Origin of the sequence: Planococcus salinarum, assembly GCF_007004625.1 — a bacterium.
Classification (GTDB): Bacteria; Bacillota; Bacilli; order Bacillales_A; family Planococcaceae; genus Planococcus; species Planococcus salinarum.
This window is the reverse complement of the sequence record NZ_VIFV01000002.1, coordinates 154,425-180,878: the sequence shown is the minus strand read 5'-3', so window position 1 is coordinate 180,878 and position 26,454 is coordinate 154,425. Positions and strand designations below refer to the sequence as shown.

The 26,454-nt window shown below is 48.7% G+C and carries 28 protein-coding genes, 2 pseudogenes and 1 riboswitch; of the genes and pseudogenes, 13 read left to right on the top strand and 17 right to left on the bottom strand.

Going from position 1 to position 26,454, the window contains the following annotated elements:
• Nucleotides 1–17 precede the first annotated feature (17 nt).
• A complete protein-coding gene (locus tag DIJ65_RS03650; protein WP_117299185.1) occupies nt 18–206 on the top strand; it encodes a hypothetical protein in 189 nt (62 codons plus the stop codon).
• Between the two features lie 110 nt (nt 207–316).
• On the opposite strand, the gene DIJ65_RS03645 is transcribed toward DIJ65_RS03650, so the two are convergent.
• From DIJ65_RS03645 to DIJ65_RS03615, 7 genes and pseudogenes are all read right to left on the bottom strand, one after another.
• A complete protein-coding gene (locus tag DIJ65_RS03645) occupies nt 317–1,348 on the bottom strand; it encodes a C39 family peptidase (RefSeq protein WP_185959483.1) in 1,032 nt (343 codons plus the stop codon).
• Nucleotides 1,349–1,440: 92 nt separating this feature from the next.
• A pseudogene (locus DIJ65_RS03640) lies at nt 1,441–1,728 on the bottom strand (TVP38/TMEM64 family protein); the annotation flags it as partial.
• Nucleotides 1,729–1,749: 21 nt separating this feature from the next.
• Nucleotides 1,750–1,938, bottom strand: a complete 189-nt coding sequence (locus DIJ65_RS03635; RefSeq protein WP_117299193.1) for a TVP38/TMEM64 family protein — start codon at nt 1,936–1,938, stop codon at nt 1,750–1,752.
• Nucleotides 1,939–2,251: 313 nt separating this feature from the next.
• On the bottom strand, nt 2,252–2,503 hold the full coding sequence (locus DIJ65_RS03630) for a hypothetical protein (protein ID WP_071152440.1): 252 nt from the start codon (nt 2,501–2,503) through the stop codon (nt 2,252–2,254).
• A gap of 156 nt (nt 2,504–2,659) precedes the next feature.
• A complete protein-coding gene (locus tag DIJ65_RS03625; protein ID WP_117299196.1) occupies nt 2,660–4,384 on the bottom strand; it encodes an ABC transporter ATP-binding protein in 1,725 nt (574 codons plus the stop codon).
• 612 nt (nt 4,385–4,996) lie between these two features.
• Nucleotides 4,997–5,203: pseudogene (locus tag DIJ65_RS03620) on the bottom strand (pyridoxal 5'-phosphate synthase glutaminase subunit PdxT); the annotation flags it as partial.
• 121 nt (nt 5,204–5,324) lie between these two features.
• On the bottom strand, nt 5,325–6,032 hold the full coding sequence (locus tag DIJ65_RS03615; protein WP_117299198.1) for a class D sortase: 708 nt from the start codon (nt 6,030–6,032) through the stop codon (nt 5,325–5,327).
• 222 nt (nt 6,033–6,254) lie between these two features.
• On the opposite strand from DIJ65_RS03615, the gene DIJ65_RS03610 reads away from it, so the two are divergent.
• The gene (locus DIJ65_RS03610) at nt 6,255–6,857 is read left to right on the top strand and encodes a CHRD domain-containing protein (RefSeq protein WP_117299200.1); all 603 of its coding nucleotides are present in this window, start codon (nt 6,255–6,257) and stop codon (nt 6,855–6,857) included.
• Between the two features lie 84 nt (nt 6,858–6,941).
• On the opposite strand, the gene pdxT is transcribed toward DIJ65_RS03610, so the two are convergent.
• Entirely contained in the window at nt 6,942–7,532 is a 591-nt protein-coding gene (gene pdxT, locus DIJ65_RS03605; protein ID WP_117299202.1) for a pyridoxal 5'-phosphate synthase glutaminase subunit PdxT, read from the bottom strand.
• Between the two features lie 2 nt (nt 7,533–7,534).
• On the bottom strand, nt 7,535–8,419 hold the full coding sequence (gene pdxS, locus DIJ65_RS03600) for a pyridoxal 5'-phosphate synthase lyase subunit PdxS (RefSeq protein ID WP_117299205.1): 885 nt from the start codon (nt 8,417–8,419) through the stop codon (nt 7,535–7,537).
• A gap of 269 nt (nt 8,420–8,688) precedes the next feature.
• Here pdxS and DIJ65_RS03595 point away from each other — a divergent pair, with 269 nt between their 5' ends.
• The gene (locus DIJ65_RS03595; protein ID WP_117299207.1) at nt 8,689–9,603 is read left to right on the top strand and encodes a DMT family transporter; all 915 of its coding nucleotides are present in this window, start codon (nt 8,689–8,691) and stop codon (nt 9,601–9,603) included.
• 163 nt (nt 9,604–9,766) lie between these two features.
• Complete coding sequence (lepB, locus tag DIJ65_RS03590) at nt 9,767–10,327, top strand: signal peptidase I (RefSeq protein WP_071152031.1); 561 nt, start codon at nt 9,767–9,769, stop codon at nt 10,325–10,327.
• 64 nt (nt 10,328–10,391) lie between these two features.
• Here the strand turns inward: lepB and DIJ65_RS03585 are convergent, their stop codons facing one another.
• The 3 genes from DIJ65_RS03585 to DIJ65_RS03575 are packed head-to-tail and all read right to left on the bottom strand — an operon-like array spanning nt 10,392 to nt 12,001.
• Complete coding sequence (locus DIJ65_RS03585; RefSeq protein ID WP_071152030.1) at nt 10,392–10,886, bottom strand: DMT family transporter; 495 nt, start codon at nt 10,884–10,886, stop codon at nt 10,392–10,394.
• Between the two features lie 11 nt (nt 10,887–10,897).
• Nucleotides 10,898–11,563 carry a Crp/Fnr family transcriptional regulator gene (locus DIJ65_RS03580; protein ID WP_071152029.1) on the bottom strand — a complete coding sequence of 222 codons (666 nt, stop codon included), beginning with the start codon at nt 11,561–11,563 and terminating at the stop codon, nt 10,898–10,900.
• A 12-nt stretch (nt 11,564–11,575) separates the two neighbouring features.
• Nucleotides 11,576–12,001, bottom strand: coding sequence for a DMT family transporter (locus DIJ65_RS03575; RefSeq protein ID WP_071152028.1), 426 nt, complete (start codon nt 11,999–12,001; stop codon nt 11,576–11,578).
• Nucleotides 12,002–12,264: 263 nt separating this feature from the next.
• Here DIJ65_RS03575 and DIJ65_RS03570 point away from each other — a divergent pair, with 263 nt between their 5' ends.
• Nucleotides 12,265–12,873 carry a class I SAM-dependent methyltransferase gene (locus DIJ65_RS03570; RefSeq protein ID WP_071152027.1) on the top strand — a complete coding sequence of 203 codons (609 nt, stop codon included), beginning with the start codon at nt 12,265–12,267 and terminating at the stop codon, nt 12,871–12,873.
• A gap of 745 nt (nt 12,874–13,618) precedes the next feature.
• On the opposite strand, the gene DIJ65_RS03565 is transcribed toward DIJ65_RS03570, so the two are convergent.
• Entirely contained in the window at nt 13,619–14,464 is an 846-nt protein-coding gene (locus DIJ65_RS03565) for an SDR family oxidoreductase (protein ID WP_117299209.1), read from the bottom strand.
• A gap of 374 nt (nt 14,465–14,838) precedes the next feature.
• Between DIJ65_RS03565 and DIJ65_RS03560 the strand changes: the two genes are divergently transcribed.
• On the top strand, nt 14,839–16,212 hold the full coding sequence (locus DIJ65_RS03560) for a DUF2254 domain-containing protein (protein WP_071152024.1): 1,374 nt from the start codon (nt 14,839–14,841) through the stop codon (nt 16,210–16,212).
• A gap of 108 nt (nt 16,213–16,320) precedes the next feature.
• Here the strand turns inward: DIJ65_RS03560 and DIJ65_RS03555 are convergent, their stop codons facing one another.
• The 4 genes from DIJ65_RS03555 to DIJ65_RS03540 are packed head-to-tail and all read right to left on the bottom strand — an operon-like array spanning nt 16,321 to nt 20,087.
• Nucleotides 16,321–17,520, bottom strand: a complete 1,200-nt coding sequence (locus DIJ65_RS03555) for a M20 family metallopeptidase (RefSeq protein ID WP_071152023.1) — start codon at nt 17,518–17,520, stop codon at nt 16,321–16,323.
• 19 nt (nt 17,521–17,539) lie between these two features.
• Complete coding sequence (locus DIJ65_RS03550) at nt 17,540–18,379, bottom strand: MetQ/NlpA family ABC transporter substrate-binding protein (RefSeq protein WP_117299212.1); 840 nt, start codon at nt 18,377–18,379, stop codon at nt 17,540–17,542.
• A 36-nt stretch (nt 18,380–18,415) separates the two neighbouring features.
• The gene (locus tag DIJ65_RS03545; RefSeq protein WP_071152022.1) at nt 18,416–19,066 is read right to left on the bottom strand and encodes a methionine ABC transporter permease; all 651 of its coding nucleotides are present in this window, start codon (nt 19,064–19,066) and stop codon (nt 18,416–18,418) included.
• Nucleotides 19,056–20,087, bottom strand: a complete 1,032-nt coding sequence (locus tag DIJ65_RS03540) for a methionine ABC transporter ATP-binding protein (protein ID WP_117299215.1) — start codon at nt 20,085–20,087, stop codon at nt 19,056–19,058. The genes DIJ65_RS03545 and DIJ65_RS03540 overlap by 11 nt, the downstream gene beginning before the upstream one ends.
• 139 nt (nt 20,088–20,226) lie before the next feature.
• A riboswitch (SAM riboswitch) is annotated at nt 20,227–20,341 on the bottom strand.
• 332 nt (nt 20,342–20,673) lie between these two features.
• Between DIJ65_RS03540 and DIJ65_RS03535 the strand changes: the two genes are divergently transcribed.
• The 7 genes from DIJ65_RS03535 (at nt 20,674) to DIJ65_RS03505 (ending at nt 26,438) form a co-directional block, all read left to right on the top strand.
• Nucleotides 20,674–20,874, top strand: a complete 201-nt coding sequence (locus tag DIJ65_RS03535; protein ID WP_117299218.1) for a hypothetical protein — start codon at nt 20,674–20,676, stop codon at nt 20,872–20,874.
• A 392-nt stretch (nt 20,875–21,266) separates the two neighbouring features.
• The gene (locus DIJ65_RS03530) at nt 21,267–21,758 is read left to right on the top strand and encodes a methylated-DNA--[protein]-cysteine S-methyltransferase (protein ID WP_117299220.1); all 492 of its coding nucleotides are present in this window, start codon (nt 21,267–21,269) and stop codon (nt 21,756–21,758) included.
• Between the two features lie 551 nt (nt 21,759–22,309).
• Nucleotides 22,310–22,870: a DNA-3-methyladenine glycosylase I gene (locus DIJ65_RS03525; protein WP_117299222.1), complete on the top strand. Its 561-nt coding sequence runs from the start codon at nt 22,310–22,312 to the stop codon at nt 22,868–22,870.
• A 557-nt stretch (nt 22,871–23,427) separates the two neighbouring features.
• Nucleotides 23,428–24,252 (top strand): MBL fold metallo-hydrolase, encoded by an 825-nt coding sequence (locus DIJ65_RS03520; protein ID WP_117299224.1) that lies wholly within the window; start codon nt 23,428–23,430, stop codon nt 24,250–24,252.
• Between the two features lie 45 nt (nt 24,253–24,297).
• Complete coding sequence (locus tag DIJ65_RS03515) at nt 24,298–25,425, top strand: serine hydrolase domain-containing protein (protein WP_071152000.1); 1,128 nt, start codon at nt 24,298–24,300, stop codon at nt 25,423–25,425.
• Nucleotides 25,426–25,453: 28 nt separating this feature from the next.
• Entirely contained in the window at nt 25,454–25,966 is a 513-nt protein-coding gene (locus DIJ65_RS03510) for a hypothetical protein (protein WP_071152001.1), read from the top strand.
• A gap of 91 nt (nt 25,967–26,057) precedes the next feature.
• Nucleotides 26,058–26,438, top strand: a complete 381-nt coding sequence (locus DIJ65_RS03505; protein ID WP_071152002.1) for a YhfM domain-containing protein — start codon at nt 26,058–26,060, stop codon at nt 26,436–26,438.
• Nucleotides 26,439–26,454: the final 16 nt, after the last annotated feature.

Here is a 26,454-nt window from a genome sequence, read left to right as displayed (position 1 = left end):
GTGAGGAGGGAATCTGAATGTTCACAGTGAACAGCAAAACCTTTTCAGTGCTTTCGATTTTTATCACACTGATGGCCGGCGCTGCTTCGTGGGGCGGCTTGTTCATTGAAGGACTCTACTGCGTTATGGATAGTACTTACGTTAGGGTGTTTTGTTTCACTGATTGTATTGTTGAAAAATATAAAGGAAGAATCATATCAGGTTGAACAGTAGATTGCTTAACCGCTGACCAATAGAAGTGTAACTCAGCATAGAATAAAGAATAAAAAAAATCCCGAAGCCGGCGCCGGCCTTCGGGATTCTTTTTTTGAATACACTACCTCTTGACAACAACCGCCTGGCTGCCCAGCGCTTCGTAACTGTCGAAGAATACATCTTCCGGATAACTTACCCGGCCTTTGAGAGGATCCATGACATACACGTTCCCATCTTCCCAGCCGTCCAGCACCACGCTGTGAAGGTTGCTGAAGGCAGAGTGGAACTCATCCGTTCCTTCGATATACCAGCCATTGGTTTTGACAGGAGGAGACAGATCCAGCGTGACCCAAACGATGACGGGGATGCTTTGATCGGTGTAGGCCAGGATTTCTTCACGGGTACTGCCGCTGACATTTTCCGTGATCAACCGGCTGCTTTTGTCATCGAGTATGTTTTTGGATGCTTCCACGATTGGAGCGGCAAAAACATACCAGCCCCCTGTTGAACTTCTTGGATTTCCGGCATAGGCCTTGTGGGGATCGGGTCCAAACTTTTTCCCGTCCTGATAGTGGAACGCTTTTTTCGGCAGGTAACCATCAGCCATTGTCTCTTTTGAAACTTTAACGCCATGGTAATTCAAGGCGGAAGTCAGAGTGGTGATTTCACATCCGTTTGGCAGTTCCATATGCTGCATAACGATGGGGACGCCGATATGGTTCGCCTGCCGTTCCACGTAGGTCTCGAGTGTGACCGGCAACGGGGCCGGTTCATGAACATAGGCGGTTTCGGCTGCGACTTTCACAGCGTCTGAACTTTCACCTGCAGGAACCACTCTCAGCCGGTATTCATTTCCATTCACCAACTCGTCCGCTTTCATCTCACCGGCTTCATCGGATTTCACAGCAGCGACCAATGTGCTCGTACTGGTATCGATGATATACAGTAAATAATTTTCGAGCGGCTGTCCGTTTCTGGAATTCGTCAACAGAAAATTTCCGGTGGAATTATTTTGCTGTGACGGTTCCAGTACAAAACCGTCTGCCATAATTTTCTTCAGGGAAGTGCCCAGTGATGAGGGACTGAATCCGATGATGAAAAAGGAAAGGGCGAACAGCAAGAGGAACCGCAGAAATCTATGAGATGTCTTCAAAGGAACACCTCCCATCTTGTATTTATAGGTTGAAAACAAATTGTTCCAGGCTGATTGTTATAAGACCAGACGTTGTGCAATGAAACCGCGAATCATTCTTCGGGAACACCGCTATTTTTTCTTCTGTTTTTATTCCAGATCACAGCAGTCAACAGGAGAATTCCTGCGGCCAACCCGTATTGATAACTGAGTGGGATGGTCTGGATAAGGCCATAAACCAATGCCACTTCCAGAAAGACAGCGGGAATTTTGCCGAGAGTGCTGGCAATCGCAAAAAAAGGACCGGAAATCGGAGTCAAGGCAGCGCCTGCCGTCACCAGGCCTGACGGTACGAAAGGGATCAGGCGCAGCGCAATGACTGCCCAAAACACCTGGCTTGCAGAAGAACGCTGAAGGTATTGCTAGAATGGCTTTTTCAGCCATTGCGGATCTATTTTTGAGAACCCGAAGCGGTAAAGGTAGAACCCGGCAATGGCCCCGAAGATTTCCCCTGACAGGGAAAGCACCGTACCAAATGTGACGCCGAACAGATTGATGTTGAGTGCGGTGAGCAGAACGCTGGGAAATATCCCGATTGCCCCAACTCCCATATTCAGCAGCAGCAGCAACAGGAAATCGATAACAGGAATTTGAGTAAGAATAGTAGGATCCGCCTCCTGATCAGTTGAAAAAGATCAAAATGGTTATACGCATAAGATTACTAAAAAGTAGTGATAATCATTCCATTATACAAGCTATCAGGATCTCGCGGGCATATAAAAGCGAAATACTTTTTACGCTTTTTTGTCCATTTCTGTAAAAGGACGAGGCAAGTTAAGAATTCTTGAAATTCATATACAAAACAGCAAAGATCATTCCAAATCAGACACAAAAAAAGAGCCGGAAAGCTCCGGCCCTTTCAATTTAATGCAAATGTTGAACTTTTTTGTGTCTCATGAAATAAGCAGCGGCAAAAATCAGCAGTGGCGGCACGATACTCAACTTGAACCACATGCTGCCGCTTCCGTCGAAAGCGATGAGGCCCATCGGCAACACCAGGGCGACGCCACTCCACGCGAGCGCTTTCCATGACTGTTTCCATAATCCGTAGACGAACAACACGACCGATGCGATGACCAGCGACCAGAGCAGGATACCCATAAAGAATAAGCCCATGGTTTGTTCCTCCCAAAATGTATTTTTCTCTATCTGTTGCTTACTATTATATACCTGTTTTCATTTTCTTCCAATTCCCGGACTTAGGATATTCAAACGATTGATAGCGGGATCCGGGGAAGATGTTTCATTTCATAACGTGAGGCCCCGCCGCCCTCAACTTACCGCCGATTTCGCGAATTGGCTGTAGTAGAGATCGGCGTAGAAGCCGTCGCGATCGAGCAATTCGTTGTGCGTGCCTTGTTCGATGACGCGCCCTTTGTCCATGACCAGGATCAAGTCGGCGTCGCGGATCGTGGACAGCCGGTGTGCGATGACGAAACTGGTGCGCCCTGTCATGAGAAGTTTCATCGCCCTCTGGATGAGGACTTCAGTGCGGGTGTCGACGCTCGACGTCGCTTCATCCAGAATCATGATCGGCGGATCGGACAGGATGGCGCGCGCAATCGTCAACAGCTGTTTCTGACCTTGTGAGATGTTCGACGCTTTTTCGTTCAACACCGTTTCATAGCCATCGGGCAGTGTACGGATGAAGTGGTCGGCGTGAGCCGCTGTTGCCGCCACTAGGATTTCCTCTTCAGACGCGCCGTTCTTGCCGTAAGCGATATTTTCTTTGATCGTGCCGTTGAACAGCCAGGTGTCCTGCAGCACCATGCCGAAATTGCGTCGCAGTTCGCCCCGGGGCAAGTCGCATGTGTCGATGCCATCGATCAGGATACGTCCGGCGTTCAATTCGTAAAAGCGCATCAGCAAATTGATGAGCGTCGATTTTCCGGAACCGGTTCCGCCGATGATCGCCGTCGTTTCTCCAGCTTTCGCGCTGAACGTGATGTCCGGCAGCACCGGTTCTTCGGCACCCGGATAACTGAACGTCACGTGCTCGAACTCAAGTGTGCCGCGTTCCCGGTCCGCGGTTTGCGTGCCAAGGTCCTGGAACGCCGGACGCATCGCCAGCACTTCGTTGATGCGGTTCGCTGACACGGCTGCGCGCGGCACCATGATGAACATCATCGATGCCATGACGAGCGCGAACATGATGAGCATGACATATTGGATAAACGCCATCAGATCACCGATCTGCATCGCGCCATTGTTGATGCGGATGCCGCCGAACCAGATGATTGCGACAACGGTCAGGTTCATGACCAGCATCATCACCGGCATGAGGAAGGCCATGATTTTATTGACCCGGATCGAGACGTCCGTCAATTCGCGGTTCGCCTTCTCGAGCCGGACCTGCTCTTGCGGTTCGCGTGTGAACGCCCGGATCACGCGGATGCCCGTCAAGTTTTCGCGCAGCACCAAATTCAGCCGGTCGAGCCGTTTCTGGACTTCCGTAAACAGCGGGATGCCTTTTTTCAGGATGAATAAAATCGACACTGCCAACACCGGCGTCGCACCGATGATGACGAGCGACAATTGGGGGTCTTTTGAAATCGCCATGACAAGCCCGCCGACCAGCATGAGAGGGGCACTCACGACCATGCGCAGCAGCACGAGGACCACCTGCTGCACTTGTGTGATGTCATTCGTCGTCCGCGTAATCAGCGATGCGGTGCCCACTTCATCAAATTCCTGCAGCGAAAACTGCTCGACGTGGGTGAAGACCTGGCGCCGCACATCGCGCCCCATGCCCATTGCCGCTTTCGACGAGAAATAGCTTGCAGCCACTGCAGCCGCTGCACCGAGCGCCGAGACCGCCAGCATCCAGCCGCCGATCTGCCAAATATACGGCACATCGCCGACTACGACACCGTTATCGATAATGTCCGCCATCAGCGTCGGCAAAAACAAGTCCGCCATCGCCTGGATGAACACCAGCAGGAACACCATTGCCACCAGCCATTTATAAATGCGTAAATTCTGTAGGATTTTCAGCATGCCTGCCACACCCTTCTCATATATTCGTGCACAGCGCGGTATTGGTTTGCTTTTAAGCTACTGCTTTTTGGATAAACTGTCAAAATACTAAGACTATTTCGACAAATAAGATCAGCGTTGCCGGCGGTTGCAAACGGCATGAAAAAGACGCATTCGGCCCTGGGGGAGTGCGCTTTTGCAGAAAGGAGAGCCGACTTAAGCATCTCTTCCTTCCGTTGTTGTCGCTTTTCGCCTGTGAAAAGCATCCATTTGTCTTTGCCCTCGGCTTTTTCAGGTAAATTGCGCGGGAAAAGGCAGTGGCCAGCTTTTTATGCCGCTTTTTCTCATCAGGAGGTGGGCGTGTTAGCAGATATCCGCGTTCAGGCGAGCTAATTCCGCGTTCGGAAGAAGATATCCGCGTTCAGCCGAGCTAATTCCGCGTTCAAAAAAATATATCCGCGTTCAGGGAAATAAATCCGTGTTTTAATCGTCATGAAGAGGCTGACGGGGGACAGGTGAATGTAAAAAGCAATACAAAATTAAAAAGGCTCCGGATACCAGAGAGTTCCGCTGACAGATGAATCTCTGTCGACGGAACCGCTGTACATCGGAAGCCTTTCGGAAAAATGGCTATTATGTGTGAACGCTCATGCTTTTTGCAGCAACCATACCGATAAAGTATTGTGTGACCCGGTAGTCATCGGTCAGTTCAGGATGGAAAGAGCAACCGGGAAATTATCCGGCGTGCGCTATGACAATTCTGCCTTCGTGTTCGCACAGGATTTCAGTGCTTGGACCGGCAGAGAAAATGTGGGGAGTGCGGATAAAGACGGCATTAAAAGGTGCATCCAATCAGATTAAATCCGCAGTCCTTTTTACAGACATCGTCTGGCACCGCCAAGAGCGCTGTTTGGCGGGCAATGTCTATTTGGTGTGGGAAAAAACCTTGGCAGGCGGCCAGTCAGTCCATCGCTGTCTCGTCAACCAGCGCAGCTTCTATAATATAGCGATCAGGTGCTGAACCGATAAACGTAAAAGGATAGCACGTAGTCAGGGTCAAAGTTGGTTCGTCTTTCTCGACAATAACTGTACGGTCTCCGGCATCTGTAATCCATGTTTTCCGGATTTCATATTCATACTGGATGTTTTCAAACTGCACATACATCCGGGCGCCATGCTCCAACTCCCCAAGACCCCTGAAAACCGTCTCCCGGTGGCCGGACAACACCGTATGCTTCAGGCCATCAGGCGGGGTGGTGAATTTTCCTGGATGATAGCCGACCCCTTGGGAAAGTGTGTCTTCATCCGTTCCCCAGTAGATCGGATATTTCATATCCAAAGCCGGTATCAGCAGCCAGCCTATTTCAGCACCTTTTTCATATTCTGCATAATCACGCGGCGCCGGTTCTTCTATCTTTTCCGGCTCTTTTTCAGGAGAGGTTATAATTTCTTCCTCAAGAGAATCTGTTGCTTGATCACTCTCATCGTCAGGAATCGGATGGGCATCGTTCGTTTCCCGTTCCGAATTCTCGTCCGCAGCACTTGCGACAATATCGTTTTCGCCAATGGCTTCCTGGCCGGAAGTAGTGCCGACTATCCAAAAATAGCCGTTCCAGACGGCAAAGAGAGATCCTGTTATGATCAATATCGCAGCAATTTTTTTCCGCATGTTCTGCCACTCCTTCAAAAAACCATAGTATAGATGCCCATTCCCGTTTTCTCCTTTTTATAATCCTGCTGTTATCTTTAAAGAAAGAACTATATAAGCGAATAAAGTATTCTTTATAGTATAATATAATCAAAATTCAGAAAACTTGATTAATTGGAGAGGGACATGGGTAGAGGGAAGTTATCACCCAATAGGTGAAATAGGTTATAAGGAGAGGAACAAATGAAAAAGTTTTTGGTTTTGCTGCTTGCATCACTGCTGGCAGCCGCAGGGTTTGCCGCCGCAGTATCCGCCGACGCTCATGGAGGGTTGGAATTCAATGTGAATTTGAGTCCTGACCAGGAAGTCCCGGAAGTCACGAGTGACGCTACCGGGGAAGCGTATTTCAAAGTCAGTGAAGACGGAGAATCGATTGAGTACACAGTAAGTGCCAATAATTTGAACAGCACGCTAGCAGGACACCTTCATAGTGGTGCGGCTGGCGAAAATGGTCCGGTTGAATTGTTCTTGTTTGAGAACGCTGAACCAACGGACTACAACGGGGAAATAGCGTCAGGCACATTGACAGCCGATGACTTGGTCGGAGACATGACTTGGGAAGATTTCGCAGCGGCGCTTCTAGCCGGAGAAATCTATGCCAATCTGCATACGGAACAATATCCTGATGGTGAAATTCGTGGCCAGCTGATGGCAGATGATTCTGCTGGTGGAGACGAAATGGCAGACACAGCTTCAAACGGTCCGCTTTACACATTGATCGGGGGGCTTGCAGTACTGTTGGGCGGAGTAATGCTGATAGGACGCCGCAACAAAACCACTGCCTGACCAGCCATATCAAAAAAGCTGAAATCCTGTTATGACTGATAACAGAAATTCAGCTTTTTTCATTTGATTAAAGATTTCGTGACATTAGCCGGTATCACTCATACTTTCTGCCGCAACCATGTCGATAAAGTATTGGGTGATCCGGTGGTCATCGGTCAGCTCAGGGTGGAAAGAGCAGCCGAGGAATTGGCCAGAGCGCGCCATAACAATTTTGCCTTCGTGTTCGCACAGGATTTCAGTGCTTGGACCGGCAGAGACAATATGGGGAGCTCGGATAAAGACAGCATTAAAAGGCGCGTCCAATCCGTTGATGGCCAAATCGGCTTCAAAGCTGTCGATTTGGCGGCCGAACGAATTGCGTTCCACTTTGACATCCATGACGCCAAGATGCGGTTCGTCGTATCCGACGACTTCCTTGGCCAGGAGGATAAGCCCGGCACAAGTGCCGAACATCGGCTTGCCGGATGCCGCGAAATCACGGAGCGGTTGCATGAATTCATATCGGTCGATCAACCGGCGCATCGTTGTGCTTTCGCCGCCCGGCAGAATAAGCGCGTCCAACCCGATTAAGTCTGCAGGCCTTTTTACAGACACTGCTTGGGCACCGCTTGCTTCAATGGACCGGGAATGTTCCCGAACCGCCCCTTGAAGCGCCAGAACTCCTATTTTTTTCATGGTTACCACCCTCGCTCCTGCATGCGCTCGCCGGCAGCGATGGTGGAAATTTCTATGCCGTGCATGGCAATGCCGAGATTCTTGGACAATTCCGCGATCAATTTGTAGTCCTGGTAATGGGTCGTCGCTTCAACGATGGCGCGAGCAAATTTCTCCGGATTATCGGATTTGAAGATGCCGGATCCAACAAACACCCCGTCAGCTCCCAGTTCCATCATCAATGCGGCATCCGATGGCGTGGCGATTCCACCTGCGGCAAAATTGACGACCGGCAGGCGGCCCAGTGATTTCACTTCGCGCAGAAATTCATACGAAGCGCCTAAATTACGTGCTTCTGTCATCAGTTCGTCTTCACTCATATGAACCACTCTCAGCACTTCCGCGTTGACCTGACGCAAGTGGCGGACCGCTTCCACGATATTGCCGGTGCCCGGCTCGCCTTTTGTGCGGAGCATCGAAGCCCCTTCGCCGATGCGGCGTGCTGCTTCGCCCAAGTTGCGGCAGCCGCAGACGAAAGGTACGGTGTAAGTGTTTTTCAACAAATGAAATTCTTCATCAGCCGGCGTCAAAACTTCGCTTTCGTCGATATAGTCGACACCCATCGCTTCCAGCACGCGTGCTTCCACGATATGCCCGATACGCGCTTTGGCCATAACGGGAATGGACACCGCCTTCATGACTTCTTCAGTAATACGGGGATCCGCCATCCGGGCAACACCGCCGTCTTTGCGGATATCTGATGGTACCCGTTCCAACGCCATGACCGCAGTCGCGCCTGCAGCTTCGGCAATGCGCGCCTGTTCTGCGTTGACCACATCCATGATCACGCCGCCTTTTTGCATTTCAGCCATGCCTCTTTTTACACGATCTGTACCTTGTTGATTCATATTGAGTTCCTCCTAAAGGTTTAATACCTCTAGTATAAAACAGAGTGACCACATGAAAAGAGCCAGATTTGTTATTTTTTAAGGGTCAGTTTCAGGGGAGAGGGAGAAAGTAATCAGGTTTGCATATGCAGTTGGTTCAAGTGATTTTCGTTCAAAAAAGATTTTGGTAGTCAAACAAAAATTTCAGTTAAAAGTTAGTGCAATCTGTTACTATGAATATTTATTGATATTCGAAACTTTGACATCCGTTCAGGGGAGGGAGGAATCTGATGAACCGTGTAAAAGGAATTGCGATGATTTTGAGTGGAGCTTCGTTATGGGGAGCGACAGGGCCGTTGATGGAATGGCTTTTTGAAGCTTATGGACTGTCTGTTTCGTTTCTTTTGACTCTCCGGCTGACCATTGCGGGGATATTGCTGCTTGTTTTTCTGAAATTCAAGAAGGTCAAAATTCTCTCGGTTTTTCATGGCGGTATTTGGGTGCGCCAGCTGCTGATTTTTTCCGTGCTCGGTATGCTTGGTGTGCAATTCAGTTTTGTTTCTTCTATTGAAACCAGCAATGCAGTGGTTGCGACTTTGTTTCAATTCCTGGCGCCGGTTTATCTGATTCTCTTTATTTCAATGCGGCATAAGAAATTTCCGCCAAAATATCAGATCATCGGAATGGTCGGTACAATGGCGGGGCTCTTTCTATTACTGACAAATGGACGGGTGGATGAACTGGCAATCAGCGGAATCGCTCTCTTTTGGGGAGTGATGGTCGGCCTGGCTTTCGCTTTCTACACACTCTATCCCGGCAGGCTCATGGAGGAATGGGGCGTCCTTTTGATCGTTGGATGGTCCATGCTGTTCGGTGGCATTTTCCTGGGGGTGGTCAACCCTGTCTTCAAATCGAATGATTGGCCGCTTTTGGCTCAACCGGGTGTCTCCCTGGGAATTTTGGCGGTCATCATTATCGGAACACTGGCATTTGTCCTGTTCCTGAGCAGCATGCGTTTTATCTTACCAGTGGAAGCGAGCATCCTATCCGCTGTTGAACCACTGACGGCGATGATCATTTCAGCTCTTTGGTTTGGCCAATTCCTGGCTCCGATTCAGCTTGGCGGCGCGGCGATCATGCTCGTATTCGTCACTTGGCTGTCGCTGGCCGGAACGGGAGAAGTTAAAGAACTGGCGGAAGAATAGCAGGAGGCAGCAACATTGCGGACGCTATCTTTTTATATAGTAGAAAGTGGAGTAACCGATTCAACAGAACGTTCTTCTAACAGTTGATTTTTCTCATTGATAATTGTAATTTATATGAAAGTTGGTTTTACTGATTCGTAAATTCCAGAGAAGGTGATGGCGCATGGAACAAGACAAAAAAGGAAAGAATGAGATTTGGGAGTGGATCAAAGCGATTATCATCGCAGTAATTGTGGTTGGCGGCATTCGCTTTTTCTTGTTTGAACCGGTCCTGGTTGACGGGCAATCGATGATGCCGACCCTTGAAGACGGCGAACGGATAATTGTGAATAAAATCGGTTATACCCTGGGGGAGCCGGAGCGATTTGATATTGTCGTTTTCCATGCATCGGAAGAAGAAGACTATGTAAAACGGATAATCGGCTTGCCCGGTGACCATATAGCTTATGAAAATGATGAACTGTTTATAAATGGAGAAGCACAGGAAGAACCTTATTTATCCGCTCTTAAAGAAGAGCAAAGCGCGGGCAACGTAACGCTGGACTTTACGCTGGAGGAGCTGCTGGCAATCGAAGAGATTCCGGAAGGTTATGTTTTTGTATTGGGAGATAACCGGAAAAGGAGCACAGACAGCCGAATTATCGGGTTGGTGCCGATAGAAGAGATCATGGGCAGTGCCAGCTTTGTCTTTTGGCCGTTGGATGAAATGGGATTTGTGGAATAGCTTTATAGAAAGTAAAAAGAAACCCGGCAACTCCTGTTCGTACAGGCTTGCCGGGTTTCTGCGTTTATTGCCAATCGTTCGCTTTGGCAATGTCAGGATTCAATCTCACAAAACGTTTTTGCTCCAATACAGGTCCCAGCTGAAACAGCAGCACGCCGCCGCTGATTAACAGCACCCCGAAAAGTGATTGCCAAGTAAACGGCACTTGCTCCAGCCCAAACCAGCCGAGCGTATCCCACATCAATCCGAAGAAAATCTGGGAGACCATGACGAGGGAAATGGCGCGGCTCGGTCCGAGGTTCTGTACGCCTTGTGTGACACTTGCCACGACACCGACCCCTACGATGCCGCTGAACCAAAACCACGGTTCTGCCTGGAAGCTGAACAAGCCGGCTCCTTCAAATACGAGACCGGCCGCGAGCGAAGCGGCAAAACCGAGCAGCAAAACAAGCGCCGTGGTGGTCCAGACGCTGACCCGCATTTTGACGTTTGCGTTAAAAGTATTCTGGATGGAGACAAATGCTCCGCCGATAATTGCCAACAAGATGCCGAGAGCCATTCGGATCCCTCCTATTCGTAAATGTTTTGTCCCGCCTGCTCCAAAAGGGCGTCACGGTCGAGCAACGTGATTTTTCCGCGCTTTTTCACAATCCAACCGGCCTGTTGAAATTGCTGCAGGACACGGTTCAGATGGCGGTAGCTGGTGCCGATCAAATCCGCCATATCGATGAGCGATGTGGATTCGAGCATTTGCTGGGTTGGTGTCATCGACAGCAGGTAACTCGCCACCCGGACATCGACCGTATACAGCAGGTTAAAGTTCATCGCCCGCGTCTTCGTTTCAAACTTTTCGGTGATGGTGTGGAGCAAAAACTGCAGCCACGCTGCATTGTCGGCCATATGTTTGCGCAGCACATCGTACGAGATGCCGATGACGACAATGTCCGTCACCGCCTCAACGGTATTGATGAACGGACAGTCCCTCACATATTCAACATCCCCGACGATATCAAACGACGACTTGAATGCCAGGATCAGCCGTTTTCCTTCAGGAGACAGCAGGGAAATCTTCAATTTCCCTGCGACGAGAAGATAAAGCGTCTGTGCGTCGTCCGCTTGTGAAAACAGCCGTTCACCCCTGGCGTAAGTCGCGAGAAACATTTCTTCCCGGACATGCGCCGGAAACAAATCGGCGAGTCCAAACTGCTGCAGATATTCCGCTGTGCGCTGGTCCATTCGTTTTCCTCCTTATAACTTCAAAATAATGACTCCCGCAATCATCATCAGCACGCCGGCGATTTGCGTCCGGCCAATTTTCTTTTGGGACATATCAAACCATCCTTTGCTGTCGATGACCAGCGCCAGGACAAGCTGCGCAATCAAAAACACAGCGATGGTCATCGTGACCCCCATGATATGGACCGCGGTCATATTGCTGAACAGCACAATGGCTGCCAGCATGCCGCCGGACGCATAGAGAGGGGAAACTTCAGTCAGTTGGCGATACGAGCGGTCCCGAATCATCAGCACAATTGCGAATGCCAGCACAAAACCCGTCAGCTGGGTCATGACGGCTGCTTGCCAAGAGCCGATTTGGTTGCTGATCGTAGCGTTGGCGACACTCTGAAATGTCAGGAAAAACCCGCCGAGCAGCGCAAATAAAATCCCTTTCACAAAATCCACGCACCTTTCTATACTCTCAATTTACAGGGCAGGAATGGATGCGAAAAGGACACATGTCCCGTTAATCATTTCTTATAAAGCGGAAATTGGCAAGTCCAATTCATACTTCGCAAAGAGTCTGACAACTTCAGTTATAATAGAAGTATGAAAAATGTGGCTCTTCAATGAATTTAAGGTGTTAATTCACCTGAAAGCCCTGCATTTTAAGACGTTGGTTGGTAACCGGATCTTTTAGAAGGAAGGTGGAGAGTAAGATGAAGAAATCCTTACCGAAAAAGTTCGACAAACAAGCGGATCGGTACAACAAACACCGGGAAAAGGACAGGACTTTCAAGTATCGCCAGAAAATCTTCCAGGGAATTGAAGGCAAGGTTCTGGAAGTCGGCATTGGGGTGGGCCTGAATTTTCCTCTCTACAATAAAGATATCGAGTTGACGGGCGTGGACTTCAGTCCGGAAATGTTGAAAAAGGCGGAGGAGGCGGCGAAGGATTATCCCTTTACGGCCACTTTTATCGAAGCGGATGTTGAGACTATTGAATTTCCGGAGAACACGTTCGACACGATTATTTCTTCCGGCACGTTCTGCGGCTATCAAAATCCGCTCAAAGTATTGAACAACTTTCAAAAATGGTGCAAGCCGGATGGCAAAATCCTGCTGCTGGAGCACGGTATCAGTTCCAACAAGCCATTGGGATGGGTGCAAAAATCCCTGGATCCGCTGGCAGTGAAAACTGTGGGCTGCCACCTGGACCGGGATATCAGCAGCATAGTAAAGAGTTCACAATTGAAGGTCGTCAGGGAAGAGCGCCATTTGGGCGGCAATGTCTATATGATATGGGCGAAGCCTTCACCGACCTATTAATTGCATTTTGCAGCCTGAAAAAACATCAACTTCTATAATGTTCTATAATCATTACGTTCTAGACGGATGCTTTCTTATGCGCAGTCAAGTGTTTTTCTCATATTTTATCTTAAGAGTTGATAAAATAAGGCGATGGAACGGTTGCTTTCTGTTCCGGTGGGCGCTTTCCGCGGGCTCACGCCCAAACCTCCTCGCTCACTCCGTTCCCTGCGGGGTCTCGGTCGACTCGCTCTGGTTCCCGCAGGAAAGAGATTGGCCGAAGCTTGCGAGGACAAGTCTTTGTGACGAAGCAGCGCAGCGATGCAGGAGCACATCTTTGCCTTTCACCGTCTGTCACTTCACTCTGATTCAGTTGGGGAATATAGGACCTACTTCTATATTTTAAAAAAGCGGAAATGAATATCCTATATTGAAAGTGATTGGTGATATGGAGCAAAACAGCGCAGACGCCCAGGGGACCAAGCGAAGTGCTGAGATCCACTCGGGCGAAGTGCAACGAGGCCGAGTTAGCTCAGCGCGAGCCAAGAGTTGGCCGTAGCCTGCAAGGTCGGCTCTTTGCGACGAAGCTAGCGCAGCGATGCAGGAGCACGGGTTTTGGCAAGCGGAGCTGTTTTGCGGAATATCGATTGCATACCTTTCTTTCTCAACAAGCTGGAAACCCCAGATAAGATCACTTATCCGGGGTTTCGTTATGCAGAAACAGAATGCTACTGCCAATGGGTTTTCTGGTGGGGCTATTCGCAGCCTACGCCCAAAAATGCCGGTAATCGCGGATGTATGTCTCGATTTTATTAGGCTGCCTGCCGGTCAGTTTTTGAAAATCAGACGTGACGCCTTTGGCCAGTCCCAGTTTGGTGGGAAAGTGGATACCGATGACGACATTGATGAATCCCTTGTCTTTTCCGCGGTTCACCATGTACTCCTTAAATTCTTTGGGGGAGGGATTTGCATAGGAAATGGACTGGCCCAGAATGGCGCTCATCTTTTCCGCGACTTGCGAGAAGGTCAACGCTTCTCCGCCTGTGATCGTATAGGCTGTATTTTCATGCAGCTGTGGATTTCGGAACGTCAGGGAAGCGACTTCCGCCAAATCCCGCACGTCGACAAAGCTGGTTTTGCCATTGCCGGCGGGGACGAAAATGCGTTGGCGCTCTTTGATTTCCGCGCACAAAAAATCGTTCAGATTCTGCATAAAATAGCCGGCCCGTATAAATGTGTAGGGGACGCCGAGTTTCTTAAGCAGTTTTTCGTTTTTGAAATGGTGGATAAACGGCAAAAAAGGGGCGTCTTTGACTGACAGGTAGGTGATATGCCGGACGCCTGCCCTTTTTGCTTCTTCCAGGAATTCCGCGAATTGCAGGTTTTCTCCCGGCGGGTACATGAGGAAGATTTGCTCGATACCCTGCAAAGCAGCCGCAAAAGTCGCGGCGTCCGCGAAATCCAACCGGACAAAATCATATGCATCGCCGTAACGCTCCGCCGCTTTTTCCACATTGCGGACCGCACACTTGAATGGGATGCCTTTGCTCTTTAAATTTTGGGCAACTTCATAGCCCGAATTGCCGGTGAAACCGGTCACGAGAACAGTCATTGGATCCATCCTTTCCATCGAAGTATTTCAATTCACTCAGTCTTTCGTTTTTTCCAGTATACACCTGGAAATGACAGAATGGATGTAAGACTTAGGTGGAATGAAATCTGAACCCTGTTCAAGAAAAAAGTTTTCCATTGAAGGGATACGGTAAAAAAATTAATGTTTTGTAGTTAAAGGAGACTGTTTTTCAATTCGCAGGGTAAAGAATGATAGAAATAAATATCATTTTAAATAGATTATTATGATTTTGAACTTTTTTTCGGGATAAAAGTTGCTTTGATTCGATCAAAATGCAACTTCCAGGTAAGCCGGTCCGGATTTCAGGAAATCCATTTCTATCCGTCACAGAATGAGAAAGGAGAATTACACATATGGGCTTGAAATTTCTGCCGAGAGAAATGAGCAAGTATTTTCAAATGTCAGGGCGGCAACGCAAACATGAAATAAGCATGTCGCTTTGGAACGTCCCGCTTATGTATATAGCGGCGGCTGTCATTGTGGCAGCGGCAACAATTTTTATCGATATGTATTTTGAAGTCCCGGCGCAGTCCGATTTTTATGTTTTTGATTATCAGACTACGCAATCACTTGTAAGTACGCTGATCAGCAGTGTCTTGCTGCTGAGTGCATTTACGCTGAACATCTTATTGATTTTGCTGACAACATTCAGCAGCCAGTTTTCACCTCGTATGCTCCAGAATTTTATTGCCGACCGCCAGACGCAGCATTATGTCGGCATATTCAATGGCAGTTTTATCTACGTCTTGCTGACATTTTTGTTTATCAGCAACTTTCAGAACAATGATTTTGTTCTTGTGCCGGTAATTACGGTTCTTCTGACGTTTGTAACTGCGGTAATCTTCCTCTTTTTTATCAACCATGCAATCTACTGGATGCAGGTGCACAACGTAACCTTCAATATGAAAAGGACATCGGAAAAAATTATTCAAAATACCTTAACCAAAGATGTGGAAGAGCTGAAAAAGGTGGAATCAGGGGATTTAAAAGAAAATTTTCGGGGAAAGACGAAACAGGTGAGGACAGATTTCGCCGGATATCTTCAGCTCGTGGATTTTGCGGGTATGGTCAGCAAGGCACAAGAAGATGACATCATCATTGAATTGCATGAGAAAGTCGGAAACTTCATGTTAAACAACAACCCCTTGTTTTCCTATTGGGGCGAAGGAGCAGCAGGAGTTGATGAAGAAGGTTACAGGGATTTCATTTTATTCGGCAACAAAGAATTGGAGATACAGGACAACGACTCGGCAATGAGTAAGCTGGCAGAAGTGGCGATCAAAGCAGCGGATAATGGAGATCCACGGTCTGCCATCAATGCCATTTACCAATTGGCCAATTTAATGCAAACCATTGACCAGCACATCACATTCGCTCCATACCTTGCCGATGACAACGGACAAGTCAGGGTAATTACTCCGCAGCAGCGGTTTGCCGACTCCCTGTACAGGGGATTTGGAATGATCCGGTATTACGCCAAAGATAATCTTCCAATCATCATAGAAATTATTGCTTCTTTGCGGATGCTTGCGCAAGGATCAGACCCAACTCGTCACACGGACATTTGGAGATTTGCCGAAAATACAATTATGAATGTTTCCCAGGTCATAGTTTATGATACCGATCGCAAGTTACTGCTGGAGAAAGTTTATCACCTTGCAAAAATTACAGGAAATGAACAAGAGTATTCCAAACTGGAGAAAACATTGGAGCAGAAGGACGCTTAGCAGGGAAACACTGTGTAAAAGCCGGACGAACAAACCCCGAATGAAGAGCACTTTTACGAGTGTCTCTCATTCGGGGTTTATTTTATTTCTTATAGGAAGTGGTTTTCTCTATAGTTTTGCGGCCAATGACTCTGCGTGGGCTTGCTTCACTTCCGCAAGCAGCGCCGGTTCTGTCAACAGGCGGTAGCCCGTGTTCGCCAACGCTTTCGCTCCGCGGATCAGCGCTTCATCGCCTTGTGCGGATTTCGCGGCCTCGCGGAATTCGGCAGTATGGCCAATCAAATCATCCGGGCCGATCTTGATGTAAGGGTGGGCGGTCGGAACCTCGTGGCTGATGTTGCCGGCGTCCGTCGAACCGAGCCCGGTGTTGCGGGAGTCCGCGACTTCTTCGCCGACCGCTGTCAGCTCCTCGCGCACGATTGCATCGAGCAGGGGTGTGACGACGAGGTCCTTCACCTCGTTTTGGAAACGGACAATTTTAACTGTTGTGCCGGTCGCGAGTGCGGCACCTTCTGCAATGGCGCGTATTTTCGTGGCGGTGTCCGATGTCTTTTTCCAGGAATCGCCGCGGATGTAGAAGCGGGCAGCGGCATATTCCGGAATGATGTTGGGAGCGTCGCCGCCATGCGTGATGATACCGTGCACACGGGCATCCGAAGGCAATTGCTGGCGCAGGGCGTTGATGCTGTTGAAGAGCTGGAGCACGGCATCGAGCGCATTGATGCCTTCTTCCGGAGACCCTGACGCATGGGCAGGCTTTCCGTAGAAGTGGAATTCCAGTGGATCGACTGCAAGAGAAGGGCCAGTGACAGCCGATCTGCCCGACGGATGAATCATCAATGCGGCGTCGATGCCTTGGAGCAAGCCGTGTTTGACGAAGCTTCCTTTGGCGCTGCCGTTTGGACCGCCTTCCTCGGCGGGGGTACCGAGCACAACGACGCGTCCGCCAGTAGTGGCGAAAGTTTCCGACAACGCAATCGCGGCTGCGACGCTTGTCGTGCCGATAATATTATGACCGCATGCATGGCCAAGGCCGGGGAGGGCGTCATATTCTGCGAGATAGGCAATGGTCGGACCCGGCAAAGAGCTTTCTTTGCTGGCGTAAAAAGCAGTGTCGTGCCCTGCGACACCCGTTTCGACGGTGAAGACGGCTGCTTGAAGCAGCTCCACAAGTGTGGCACTGGCGAAAACTTCTTCGTTGCCGATTTCCGGTTTGGCATGGATGGCCTGGCTGGTGGCGATATATTCCCCGCGTCTTGAATCGATGGACTGGGAAATGGTATGGCTTGCTTCTTTAATCGTTGTCATCTGTATTCCTCCTCAGTTTTTATTGGTAGTCGACGAGTTCTTCTACAGTTACGAAAGTCGGAATTTGTGCGCCTTCTGAATAGTCGATGATGAATTCAGCCGTATCTTCCTGATGGTAAAGTTCCACGATTTTGAGAAAATCTTCATCTTCCGCATTTTCTGCACTTGCGGCAATCAGGTTGATGTATGGCGTAGCCGTATCGTTTTCGCGGGCGATTGGATCTTCCGTCGGATTCAGGCCAGCGTCAATTGCGATGCCGTTATTGACGATGGATGCTGCAAGATCTGCCATGGCACGCGGTGTCTGAGCTGAAATCATTGGGACGATTTCAAGGTTTTTCGGGTTATCGATAATATGGTCGGCGGTACCCGTGAGTCCTGCGTCGTCAGACAGTGTAATCAAACCAGCTTCCTGAAGCAGCAATAGTGCACGGCCCATATTGGTCGCTTCATTTGGCACGGCAATCTGCGCACCGTCCGGAAGTTCTTCAACCGATTCGTATTTTTCAGAATAAAGGCCCATTGGTGCAATGACTGTGGAGCCGATCGGCACGATATCAAGATCGTGCTCTGCTACGAATTCATCAAAATAAGAAATGGTCTGGAAGGCGTTCAAATCCAGTTCGCCTTCCGCCAGAGCGATATTCGGTGCCACGTAATCAGAGAAGGTAACAATTTCAAGGTCGATGCCTTCTTTTTCCGCTTTATCCCCGATGTAATCCCAAATTGTTGTATCCGATCCGCTGATGCCGAGTGTTATCGTGCGGTTGCCGTCACCGGCGCCTTCTGTGTCGTTGCCGCATGCTGCAAGTGCCAAAGCCGAAGTGGCCAGTAAAAGAATCGATGTAAGTTTTTTCATAATGTATTCCTCCAATGTTTTTTGTGTGGGTTGGTGTTAACGACGACGTACTTGCCTTGATAAGAGGTTGCCGCCGGACTGGACGCCTTGTACAAGGACGACCAAAATGGCTACGGTAAGGAACATGACCATCGTATCGAAACGCTGGTAGCCATACGTGATGGCGAGATCTCCGAGACCCCCGCCTCCGATTGCCCCTGCCATGGCGGATGCGCCGATCAGGCCGACAATGGCAATCGTCAAAGCGAGAACGAGTGAGCTTAATGCTTCCGGTATCAGGAACCGGAAAATAATCTGTAATGGCGATGCACCCATTGCCTTTGCTGCTTCAATGACACCCTCATCAACTTCAAGCAGGGAGTTCTCAATCAGGCGGGCGATATAGGGTCCGGCGTAAAATACGAGTGGAACAATAGCCGCTGATGTGCCGATGGATGTTCCGACAATCAGCCGGGTAAGCGGAATGATGGCAACCATCAGGATGATGAAAGGAACGGACCGGAAAATATTGATGATAACGTTAAGCACTTTAGATACCGGTTCGTTTTCCAGCAGATGGCCTTTCCGTGTAACTACCAATAAGAGTCCCAGCACAGAACCAACCAGTAAGGAAAAAAGAAAGGAAACGCCGGTCATGTAAAGTGTTTCCCATAGAGCTTCCAGGATCTGTTCGTTACTAACTAGCATAATTCCGCACCTCCTCGGCCTGGACTTTGTTTAAGCGGATGTCCGCCAACGCTTTTTGGATTTCACTGGCTGGTCCGTTGAATTCGACAATCAGGTTGCCATAAGGTTCTCCTTGCAGCTCTGTGATATTGCCGAATAATACGTTAAGGTCCAAATTATATTCCCGGGAAATCCTGGACATAAGGGGCTGGCCGACAGAAGCGCCGATAAACTGAATCCGGTAGATGGCATGGTTCTGATTCGGATCCCGGATTTTCTTCAACAGCGATTCCGGCAGTTCATCGTTCATGACCGAGCGGACAAACCGCTGCGTAGTCGGCTGCTGCGGGTTCGTAAATATATCGAACACCGTTCCCTGTTCAATCACTTTTCCGGCTTCCAGCACGGCCACTTTGTCACAGATTTCCCGAATGACTCCCATCTCATGGGTAATCAGCAGAATTGTGATGTTATATTCGCGGTTGATGCGGCGCAGCAATTCGAGAATCGATTGCGTAGTCTGCGGATCAAGTGCGGATGTCGCTTCGTCGCACAGCAGGACGGACGGGTTGGTGGCCAAGGCACGGGCAATGCCGATGCGCTGTTTCTGGCCGCCCGACAATTGGTCGGGGTATTTCTCTGCCTGATCGGCGAGGCCGACAAAATCGAGCAATTCTTTTACCTGTTCCTTAATCTTGTTCTTCGGGGTGTTTGCCAGGATAAGGGGCATCGCCACGTTATGGAAAACCGTTTTCGAGTTCAGCAAATTAAAATGCTGGAAGATCATGCCGATGTCTTTCCGAGTTTTCCGGATCTCGCTGCCCGATAGCTTCGAAATGTCTTTGCCGTTTATCAGCACATGGCCGCTGCTTGGGCGTTCCAGAAGGTTGACGGTGCGGATGAGGGAGCTCTTGCCGGCTCCGCTGAAGCCGATGACTCCGTAAATCTCGCCGGTCTCCACAGTCAGGTCAATGCCGTTCAATGCGTGAACATCCTCCTTGCCCGACTGATAAGTTTTCGTAACCTCCTTGAATTGAATCATTTGTACGCCTCCTCCAGCTGTAAATATGTGTGCAAATCTTGTGCGTACAGATCTAACTTTCCAAAAATGAACGAAAAGGAGCCCTCTTTTTTTCTTAATCCAACAGAAAAAAAGAGGGCTCCGGAATGAAACCATCTCGTTCTCATCTTCCAAATGCAACGATCGCATTTGCAGGAATTAGCACAGTTTTCGCATGAAGCGAATCCGCTGCCGAAACGTCATAGGGCCTGTCCCTCGGTTTCTCTGGATAAGAAAGTGATGTACGTATTTGATTTGTAAGGATTACTTTATGGACAATTGAATTGAAAGTCAACTACTTTTAAAAGAATTTTTTTGAAACGCCTTCCGCCTGTGCCACCTGCCAACCCCTGAAATGCGTTGGTACCATTGCTGTTTGAGCTTTTGAAGGACGCATGAAAATTCTGTTTTTCATTCCTATGCGAGACGCCTGGAATAATAAGCTTTCCCTTTTACACGCAGCAACCAACGAGGCATTGAGTTTTATTTTACAAAAAAAGGTTAAACAGGTTTCAAAAGGGTACACCAGTAAGTACGACTGATTTTAAATACCAAAGGGGACGATACGATGTCACATTTACTGACTTTATTCGAAGCCATGGAGATACGTGAACTGCTGCGCTTTAAAATAACTTCTCTGAGCAAAAGCAAGTTATTTCTTACCACTGTGAACGAACAACACCAAACAGGCAGGCTGGAAGCCGACATCAACCTGTGCACGCAGGAGATTGCGGATCTGGAAAATATATTGCACTTTTCGGCTGTTTAAAGCGATTGAAAGTACCCGCTTTTAAGCCTGTTTGAATCTGGTCCACCCAATGAAAGTGCGGGATGAAGTCCGTATTTCATTGCTGACGTTCCAGCCGACATTTTTGGCTCACGGGCACGGACAAACGAATCCCGAATAAAGGACACTATTCCTAGTGTCTTTCATTCGGGGTTTATTTTTATGCCCATTTTTATTTTATAGCGCTTAATCTTGCAACGACCATTAGCGAAAAAATGAGGACAAATTTGTACGGATTGCTTGGTAAACTGAAAGCAGAATATTTCCCGGGAAATTGTTACAATGGAGGTAAGAGAAAGTTGCGGGAGACAGCCAGGCTGAAAACTGGAAAGTGCGTAAAGCTTACGCTACTTTCTATCTATGGAGGAGTTTCTATGAATAAATTACATCAAATCGAACTGCAGTCGCCGATTGGCATCGTAGAAATCACGGGTACGGAAGAAGGCATCCTGTCGATCTTTTTCAAAGAACACGAGGCTATTGTCCATCACCCGCAGCCGGATACGCCACAGGTTCTTAAGGATTGCCAGCAGGAACTGGCTGAATATTTCAGAGGCGAGCGAATGGAGTTCACCGTGCCCTATATTTCCACCGGCACCGAGTTCCAGGGAAAAGTGTGGTCTGCCTTAACCACGATCGGCTATGCGGAAACCGCTTCCTACCGTGACATTGCGGTGAAAGTCGGAAGCGACAAAGCGGTGCGTGCAGTTGGCAACGCCAACAGCAAAAACAAGCTGAGCATCATCGTGCCGTGCCACCGGATCATCGGCTCGAGCGGAAAACTGACCGGGTACGCGGGGACTTTGAGCAGAAAAGAATGGCTGCTGGAGCATGAGAAAGAAGTGCGCGAGAAAAATATTTTGTAGGTTCGTATAGTGCAGGATCGCTTTAGTATGCGACAGCCAGTTTTCAGGGGAGAAACTTGTGAAAAGTTTCTCCTCTTTTTTGTGTGTTTTGGGAAACTGGCGTCTGCTGAGCTTGGGACGAACGCTTGTAACGCATCGAAAGCGGTGGGGAAATTGGCGAACGCGGAAATAATCTTTTGAACGCGGAATTAAATCGCTGAACGCGGAATTATTTTTTTGACCGCGGAAATAATTCACTGAACGCGGAAATAATCTCCTGAACGCGGAAATCCGCCACCAACCCCATCACGCCATGCGCCAAACCAGCATAAGAGGCCAACCCCAGACTTTATTGAGATCAATCTTCCTCCAAAAGCTCAGATCAAAAGACAACTGGATGCTTTTCGCAGGCGAAAAGCGAAAAAACTTTAAGAGAATTGCTGGTATGGGGCAGTGTACTTTTGGAAATGATAATCGATGGAAATGCTTTGGTTTTATTTTCGATATGACAGGCAGTTACTTGTTCAGGAATGGTAAAGTAAATTCAACAGGATGAAAGAGGCGGCGCGGAAATGGAACAATGTTCATGGCCGAAAAGCAGTGAAATGATGCAGGCGTATCATGATGAAGAATGGTGCAGGCCCACGCGGGATGACCGCTACATTTTCGAATTGCTGAACCTGGAAGGCGCACAGGCCGGCTTGTCGTGGAGCATTGTTCTGGCGAAACGTGGAGCGTACCAGGCGGCATTCAAGAACTTCGACATCGACTATTGCGCGGGGTTGAGTGATGCGGATTTGGAAGCAATAAAAGAGAATTATAACGTCATCAAGCATTTTGCGAAGCTGAAATCGGTGCGCAGCAATGCGCAGGCCGTCCAGAAGGTGCAAAAGGAATTCGGAAGCTTCGCAGATTTTCTATGGGACTTTGTGAAATCAGAGCCGATCATCAACGAATGGGAGTCCCAGTCGCAAATGCCTGCCGACTCTCCTTTGTCCCTCCAAGTCAGCAAAGAACTGAAAAAATGCGGCTTCAAATTCGTGGGCCCGGTTACGACATATTCGTTTCTGCAGGCAATCGGGATGATTGATGACCATCTCAAAACGTGTGATTTTCATACGTTGAATCGGTAAGCGGAGATTGGGAGTGGGACTTTGTTTCGAACCAACTGTTGATAAGTTTTCGAAAAGCCGCCAAACAATTTTGTGTTATCCACATGGGGATAAGTGATGGTGAATGTAGGGGTCATTCATTGCCTGTGGATAAAGAGGGAATTGTTGGTTGGAATTGTGAAAGCCTCGAAGAAACTGAAATTCAGAAGATGCGAGCAGCCGACTAAAACGAAGAGGTTTTTGGCGTCTCGGCATTGTGGACGGCATTATTCAGGAAAAAATAAGTGGTATACGCACGTAAAGGAGAGGCCTGGAGATGAGTTTCTTCTTTTTTTATTGGCGTGAAAATTTCTATGAGCGGTATTCGGGGTTCTATGATCACTTTTCACCATTCTATGATCATTCAGCTTTTATTTCCGCAAAGTTGGCGAAAAATCAGCCGCATTTTTCAACAAACCAGACCAATGATTGAATTCCAATTGGGATTTTTAGGATATAATAGAAACTGGGTAGTTTGGATAATTCGAAATAGAAAGTTTTCACGTACATAGCAGCAGAAAAATGAAAGGATGAAGAACATGAAGAACTTCATTTGCACCACTTGCGGTGTCCAGGCTGAAGCTTCGGCAACCGCGCCGGAGAAATGCCGGATCTGCAACGAGGAGCGGCAATACGTCAGTCCGGCTGGCCAAACCTGGACGACATTGGACGAGATGGAGGAATCGGGCATTTATCGGAACCTGATCTTGCCGGAAGAGGAAGGGCTCTTCAACATTTCCACCACACCGAATTTTGGCATTGGCCAAACGGCGTATCTCGTTCAGGGCAAGAACCTGAATTTATTGTGGGACTGCATCACGTACATCGATTCGGAGACAACCAGCGAAATAAAACAGCTGGGCGGCATCGATGCCATTGCGCTGTCGCATCCGCATTATTATTCTGCGCAAGTGGAATGGGCGGAAGCATTTGGTGCATCGATTTATATCCACGAAGATGACAAAGAGTGGGTGACGAGAACGAGCGACAGGATCATTTTTTGGTCGGGCGAATCCCTCGAATTGACGAAAGATATCGGGTTGCACCGGGTAGGCGGCCATTTCAAAGGCGCAGCTGTCGCGGAATGGAAAGCGGGCAGTAATGGGACGGGGGTCTTGCTGACGGGCGATATCATCCGGGTAGTGTCAGACCGCGAGTGGGTGACGTTTATGTACAGCTACCCGAACTTCATTCCGTTGCCCGCATCGATTGTTGAGCGGATGGCCGGGCAGATGGCGGAGGTTAAATTCAATCGGCTCTATGATGCGTTTCACCGGATTCTGGAAGAAGATGCGGGAGCGGCGGTTCAGCGGTCGGCGAAGAGGTATGTGGCGGCATTGAATGGGGAGCTTTTCAGCACCTAAACAATTCATGAACGAATTCACATTAATAAAATATAGGAGGCAACCATGACTCAATGGATTGAAAAGCTGGACAGGGTAACCGACTACATCACAGAAATGATGGAGGCGCAACCGACAGCTGGAGTGAGCGTCGCCATTGTGAAAGATGGAGATATTATTTATTCCAGAGGGTTCGGCCATTCGCAGCTTCAGCCGGAGCGGCCAATCGATGGAGATACGCAGATGAGCATTCAGAGCATTTCCAAGAATTTTGCCGCGCTTTCCGTCATGCAACTCGTAGAGGCAGGTTTGATTTCGCTGGACGATCCGGTCGTGAAGCACCTGCCGTATTTCCGGACAAAGGAAAAAGAACAGAGTGATCGGTTCACCATCCGCCACATCTTGTCCCATACGGCTGGGTTCCCGCCGGATTTAGGGATTGGCAATATGATTGCGCCGAATATCAGAGAGATTTTTTCCGATACGCCCACGGAGTTTCAGGAGGCGCTCGACGACTACAGGCTGACCGAAGAAGAAATCAATCGCATGAACAGCAGGGAAGACGTAACGAGATGGTTTGAAAAAGTGGAGCTCGCGTATCCCGTGGGGCAGGGATGGGATTATTGCACCGATGCCTATGTGATTGTGGCGGATGTGATTGAAAAAGTGACAGGCGACAGCTGGGAAAAACACCTTGCCGAAAAAATCCTCGTGCCTTTGCAGATGAAGCGGACCACGGCAGATGCGCTGGCAGTGCAGAAGGATGAAAACAGCGCCCGGTATTATCTGGGCGACGAACAGGCGGAAACGCCATTTCCAATCAATTCGATTGCTGCACCGATCGGCTATTTGTATGCCTCGGCAAATGACCTGGCGCGATATTTGCGGTTTCATTTGAATGGCGATCCAACGGTGTTGCGTTCTGATCTTATTGAAGAAATGCAGAAACCGGTCCATCAGGTCAGCGAAGAATGGCGCTTCGGCAGTGAAGTGCGAAGCTATGGCCTCGCCTGGTTTACGGATGTGTACAAAGGGGTCAAAGTTGTTGAACATGGAGGCGGCCAAATGGCGGTGCGTTCATTGATGACAATGGCGCCGCAACTCGGACTGGGAGTCGTCGTGCTGTTGAATTTTGACGGCTCGATGCACCATGAAATTTGCGACAAGGTATTGGATGTTTTTATGGAAGAGTAAGAGATAGCGGAAAAGGGGTGGCGAAGCTATGAGAATCTCCAAAATGATTTTTGCTCCTGTTTTATTTCTGACGTTACTTCTAACTGGCTGCGGCAATAGCGCAAATAATGCGGAAAGTGTCATAGCCAGCGAGAAGACGCTGCCTTCTGATTTTTTTGAGATTGCATTTGAAAGAGAAAGAGCGCCATATTTTCAATACATGGTTAGAAAGGCTGTGGAAGGGTCGGAGTTTGAGCAAAACTGGGATTTGTACAGATTTGAGGGAGAGCTGCCGAGCGTGGATTTTGAGGAGAAAGATGTCTTGTTCCTCGGAGTTCAGGAGTCGGGCAGTTGTCCCTACGAGCTGGAAAGTGTTGAATGGAGCGCTGACAACATTACAATGACCATCCCTTTGACAGAGCCGGAGGGAGATGCTGATTGTACTTCTGATGCCACCCCAAGAACGTTCGTTATTGAACTTGATAAAGAACAGTCCGGCGAGATGGAGAATTTGGTGATTGTCCAAAGTGGAATAGCAACGAATGTGCCGTTTGAGAACTAAGTGTATGTTTTAAATCAAAAGAATAGCAGGCACTAGTTAAAAGAGGGAACCGGTTTGTAGAAAACTATATATAATACTGGAGGAAATGATTATGAAAAAAAGCTTCCTGCTTTGTATTGCGACGATTCTTTTTCTGGCCGGCTGTTCCATGGGCGGAATCGAAGAAGTGGACGAAATTACAATTAATGAAATGCTCAGCTTCGGGGAAGTTAAACCGGACTCTTCTGTGACGATCACGGACGCCGAAGATATAGAGATCTTAATTGAAGGGATCGAAAATGCGAAAAAAGAACCAGGGATAGCAGATGTGGTAGATCCTGAATTCGAGCTGCTGATTGGGGAAAGAAAATTTTATCTCTGGTTTGTCGGTGAGGGCAGCGTAATGGATCAGGAAGATACGCATACGATTTATACATTGAAAAACGGAGTCCGGGAACAATTTGAGGAAATCGTTTTGCAGGAATTTGAGTAAATACTTAGGAGATGAT

Excerpts from the sequence above, each read along its gene's own strand:
- DIJ65_RS03650 (WP_117299185.1), top strand. The coding sequence starts at position 18 with ATGTTCACAGTGAACAGCAAAACCTTTTCAGTGCTTTCGATTTTTATC.
- DIJ65_RS03635 (WP_117299193.1), bottom strand. The coding sequence starts at position 1,938 with ATGGGAGTTGGGGCAATCGGGATATTTCCCAGCGTTCTGCTCACCGCA.
- DIJ65_RS03630 (WP_071152440.1), bottom strand. The coding sequence starts at position 2,503 with ATGGGCTTATTCTTTATGGGTATCCTGCTCTGGTCGCTGGTCATCGCA.
- DIJ65_RS03625 (WP_117299196.1), bottom strand. The coding sequence starts at position 4,384 with ATGCTGAAAATCCTACAGAATTTACGCATTTATAAATGGCTGGTGGCA.
- DIJ65_RS03615 (WP_117299198.1), bottom strand. The coding sequence starts at position 6,032 with ATGCGGAAAAAAATTGCTGCGATATTGATCATAACAGGATCTCTCTTT.
- DIJ65_RS03610 (WP_117299200.1), top strand. The coding sequence starts at position 6,255 with ATGAAAAAGTTTTTGGTTTTGCTGCTTGCATCACTGCTGGCAGCCGCA.
- pdxT (WP_117299202.1), bottom strand. The coding sequence starts at position 7,532 with ATGAAAAAAATAGGAGTTCTGGCGCTTCAAGGGGCGGTTCGGGAACAT.
- pdxS (WP_117299205.1), bottom strand. The coding sequence starts at position 8,419 with ATGAATCAACAAGGTACAGATCGTGTAAAAAGAGGCATGGCTGAAATG.
- DIJ65_RS03595 (WP_117299207.1), top strand. The coding sequence starts at position 8,689 with ATGAACCGTGTAAAAGGAATTGCGATGATTTTGAGTGGAGCTTCGTTA.
- lepB (WP_071152031.1), top strand. The coding sequence starts at position 9,767 with ATGGAACAAGACAAAAAAGGAAAGAATGAGATTTGGGAGTGGATCAAA.
- DIJ65_RS03585 (WP_071152030.1), bottom strand. The coding sequence starts at position 10,886 with ATGGCTCTCGGCATCTTGTTGGCAATTATCGGCGGAGCATTTGTCTCC.
- DIJ65_RS03580 (WP_071152029.1), bottom strand. The coding sequence starts at position 11,563 with ATGGACCAGCGCACAGCGGAATATCTGCAGCAGTTTGGACTCGCCGAT.
- DIJ65_RS03570 (WP_071152027.1), top strand. The coding sequence starts at position 12,265 with ATGAAGAAATCCTTACCGAAAAAGTTCGACAAACAAGCGGATCGGTAC.
- DIJ65_RS03565 (WP_117299209.1), bottom strand. The coding sequence starts at position 14,464 with ATGACTGTTCTCGTGACCGGTTTCACCGGCAATTCGGGCTATGAAGTT.
- DIJ65_RS03560 (WP_071152024.1), top strand. The coding sequence starts at position 14,839 with ATGGGCTTGAAATTTCTGCCGAGAGAAATGAGCAAGTATTTTCAAATG.
- DIJ65_RS03555 (WP_071152023.1), bottom strand. The coding sequence starts at position 17,520 with ATGACAACGATTAAAGAAGCAAGCCATACCATTTCCCAGTCCATCGAT.
- DIJ65_RS03550 (WP_117299212.1), bottom strand. The coding sequence starts at position 18,379 with ATGAAAAAACTTACATCGATTCTTTTACTGGCCACTTCGGCTTTGGCA.
- DIJ65_RS03545 (WP_071152022.1), bottom strand. The coding sequence starts at position 19,066 with ATGCTAGTTAGTAACGAACAGATCCTGGAAGCTCTATGGGAAACACTT.
- DIJ65_RS03540 (WP_117299215.1), bottom strand. The coding sequence starts at position 20,087 with ATGATTCAATTCAAGGAGGTTACGAAAACTTATCAGTCGGGCAAGGAG.
- DIJ65_RS03535 (WP_117299218.1), top strand. The coding sequence starts at position 20,674 with ATGTCACATTTACTGACTTTATTCGAAGCCATGGAGATACGTGAACTG.
- DIJ65_RS03530 (WP_117299220.1), top strand. The coding sequence starts at position 21,267 with ATGAATAAATTACATCAAATCGAACTGCAGTCGCCGATTGGCATCGTA.
- DIJ65_RS03525 (WP_117299222.1), top strand. The coding sequence starts at position 22,310 with ATGGAACAATGTTCATGGCCGAAAAGCAGTGAAATGATGCAGGCGTAT.
- DIJ65_RS03520 (WP_117299224.1), top strand. The coding sequence starts at position 23,428 with ATGAAGAACTTCATTTGCACCACTTGCGGTGTCCAGGCTGAAGCTTCG.
- DIJ65_RS03515 (WP_071152000.1), top strand. The coding sequence starts at position 24,298 with ATGACTCAATGGATTGAAAAGCTGGACAGGGTAACCGACTACATCACA.
- DIJ65_RS03510 (WP_071152001.1), top strand. The coding sequence starts at position 25,454 with ATGAGAATCTCCAAAATGATTTTTGCTCCTGTTTTATTTCTGACGTTA.
- DIJ65_RS03505 (WP_071152002.1), top strand. The coding sequence starts at position 26,058 with ATGAAAAAAAGCTTCCTGCTTTGTATTGCGACGATTCTTTTTCTGGCC.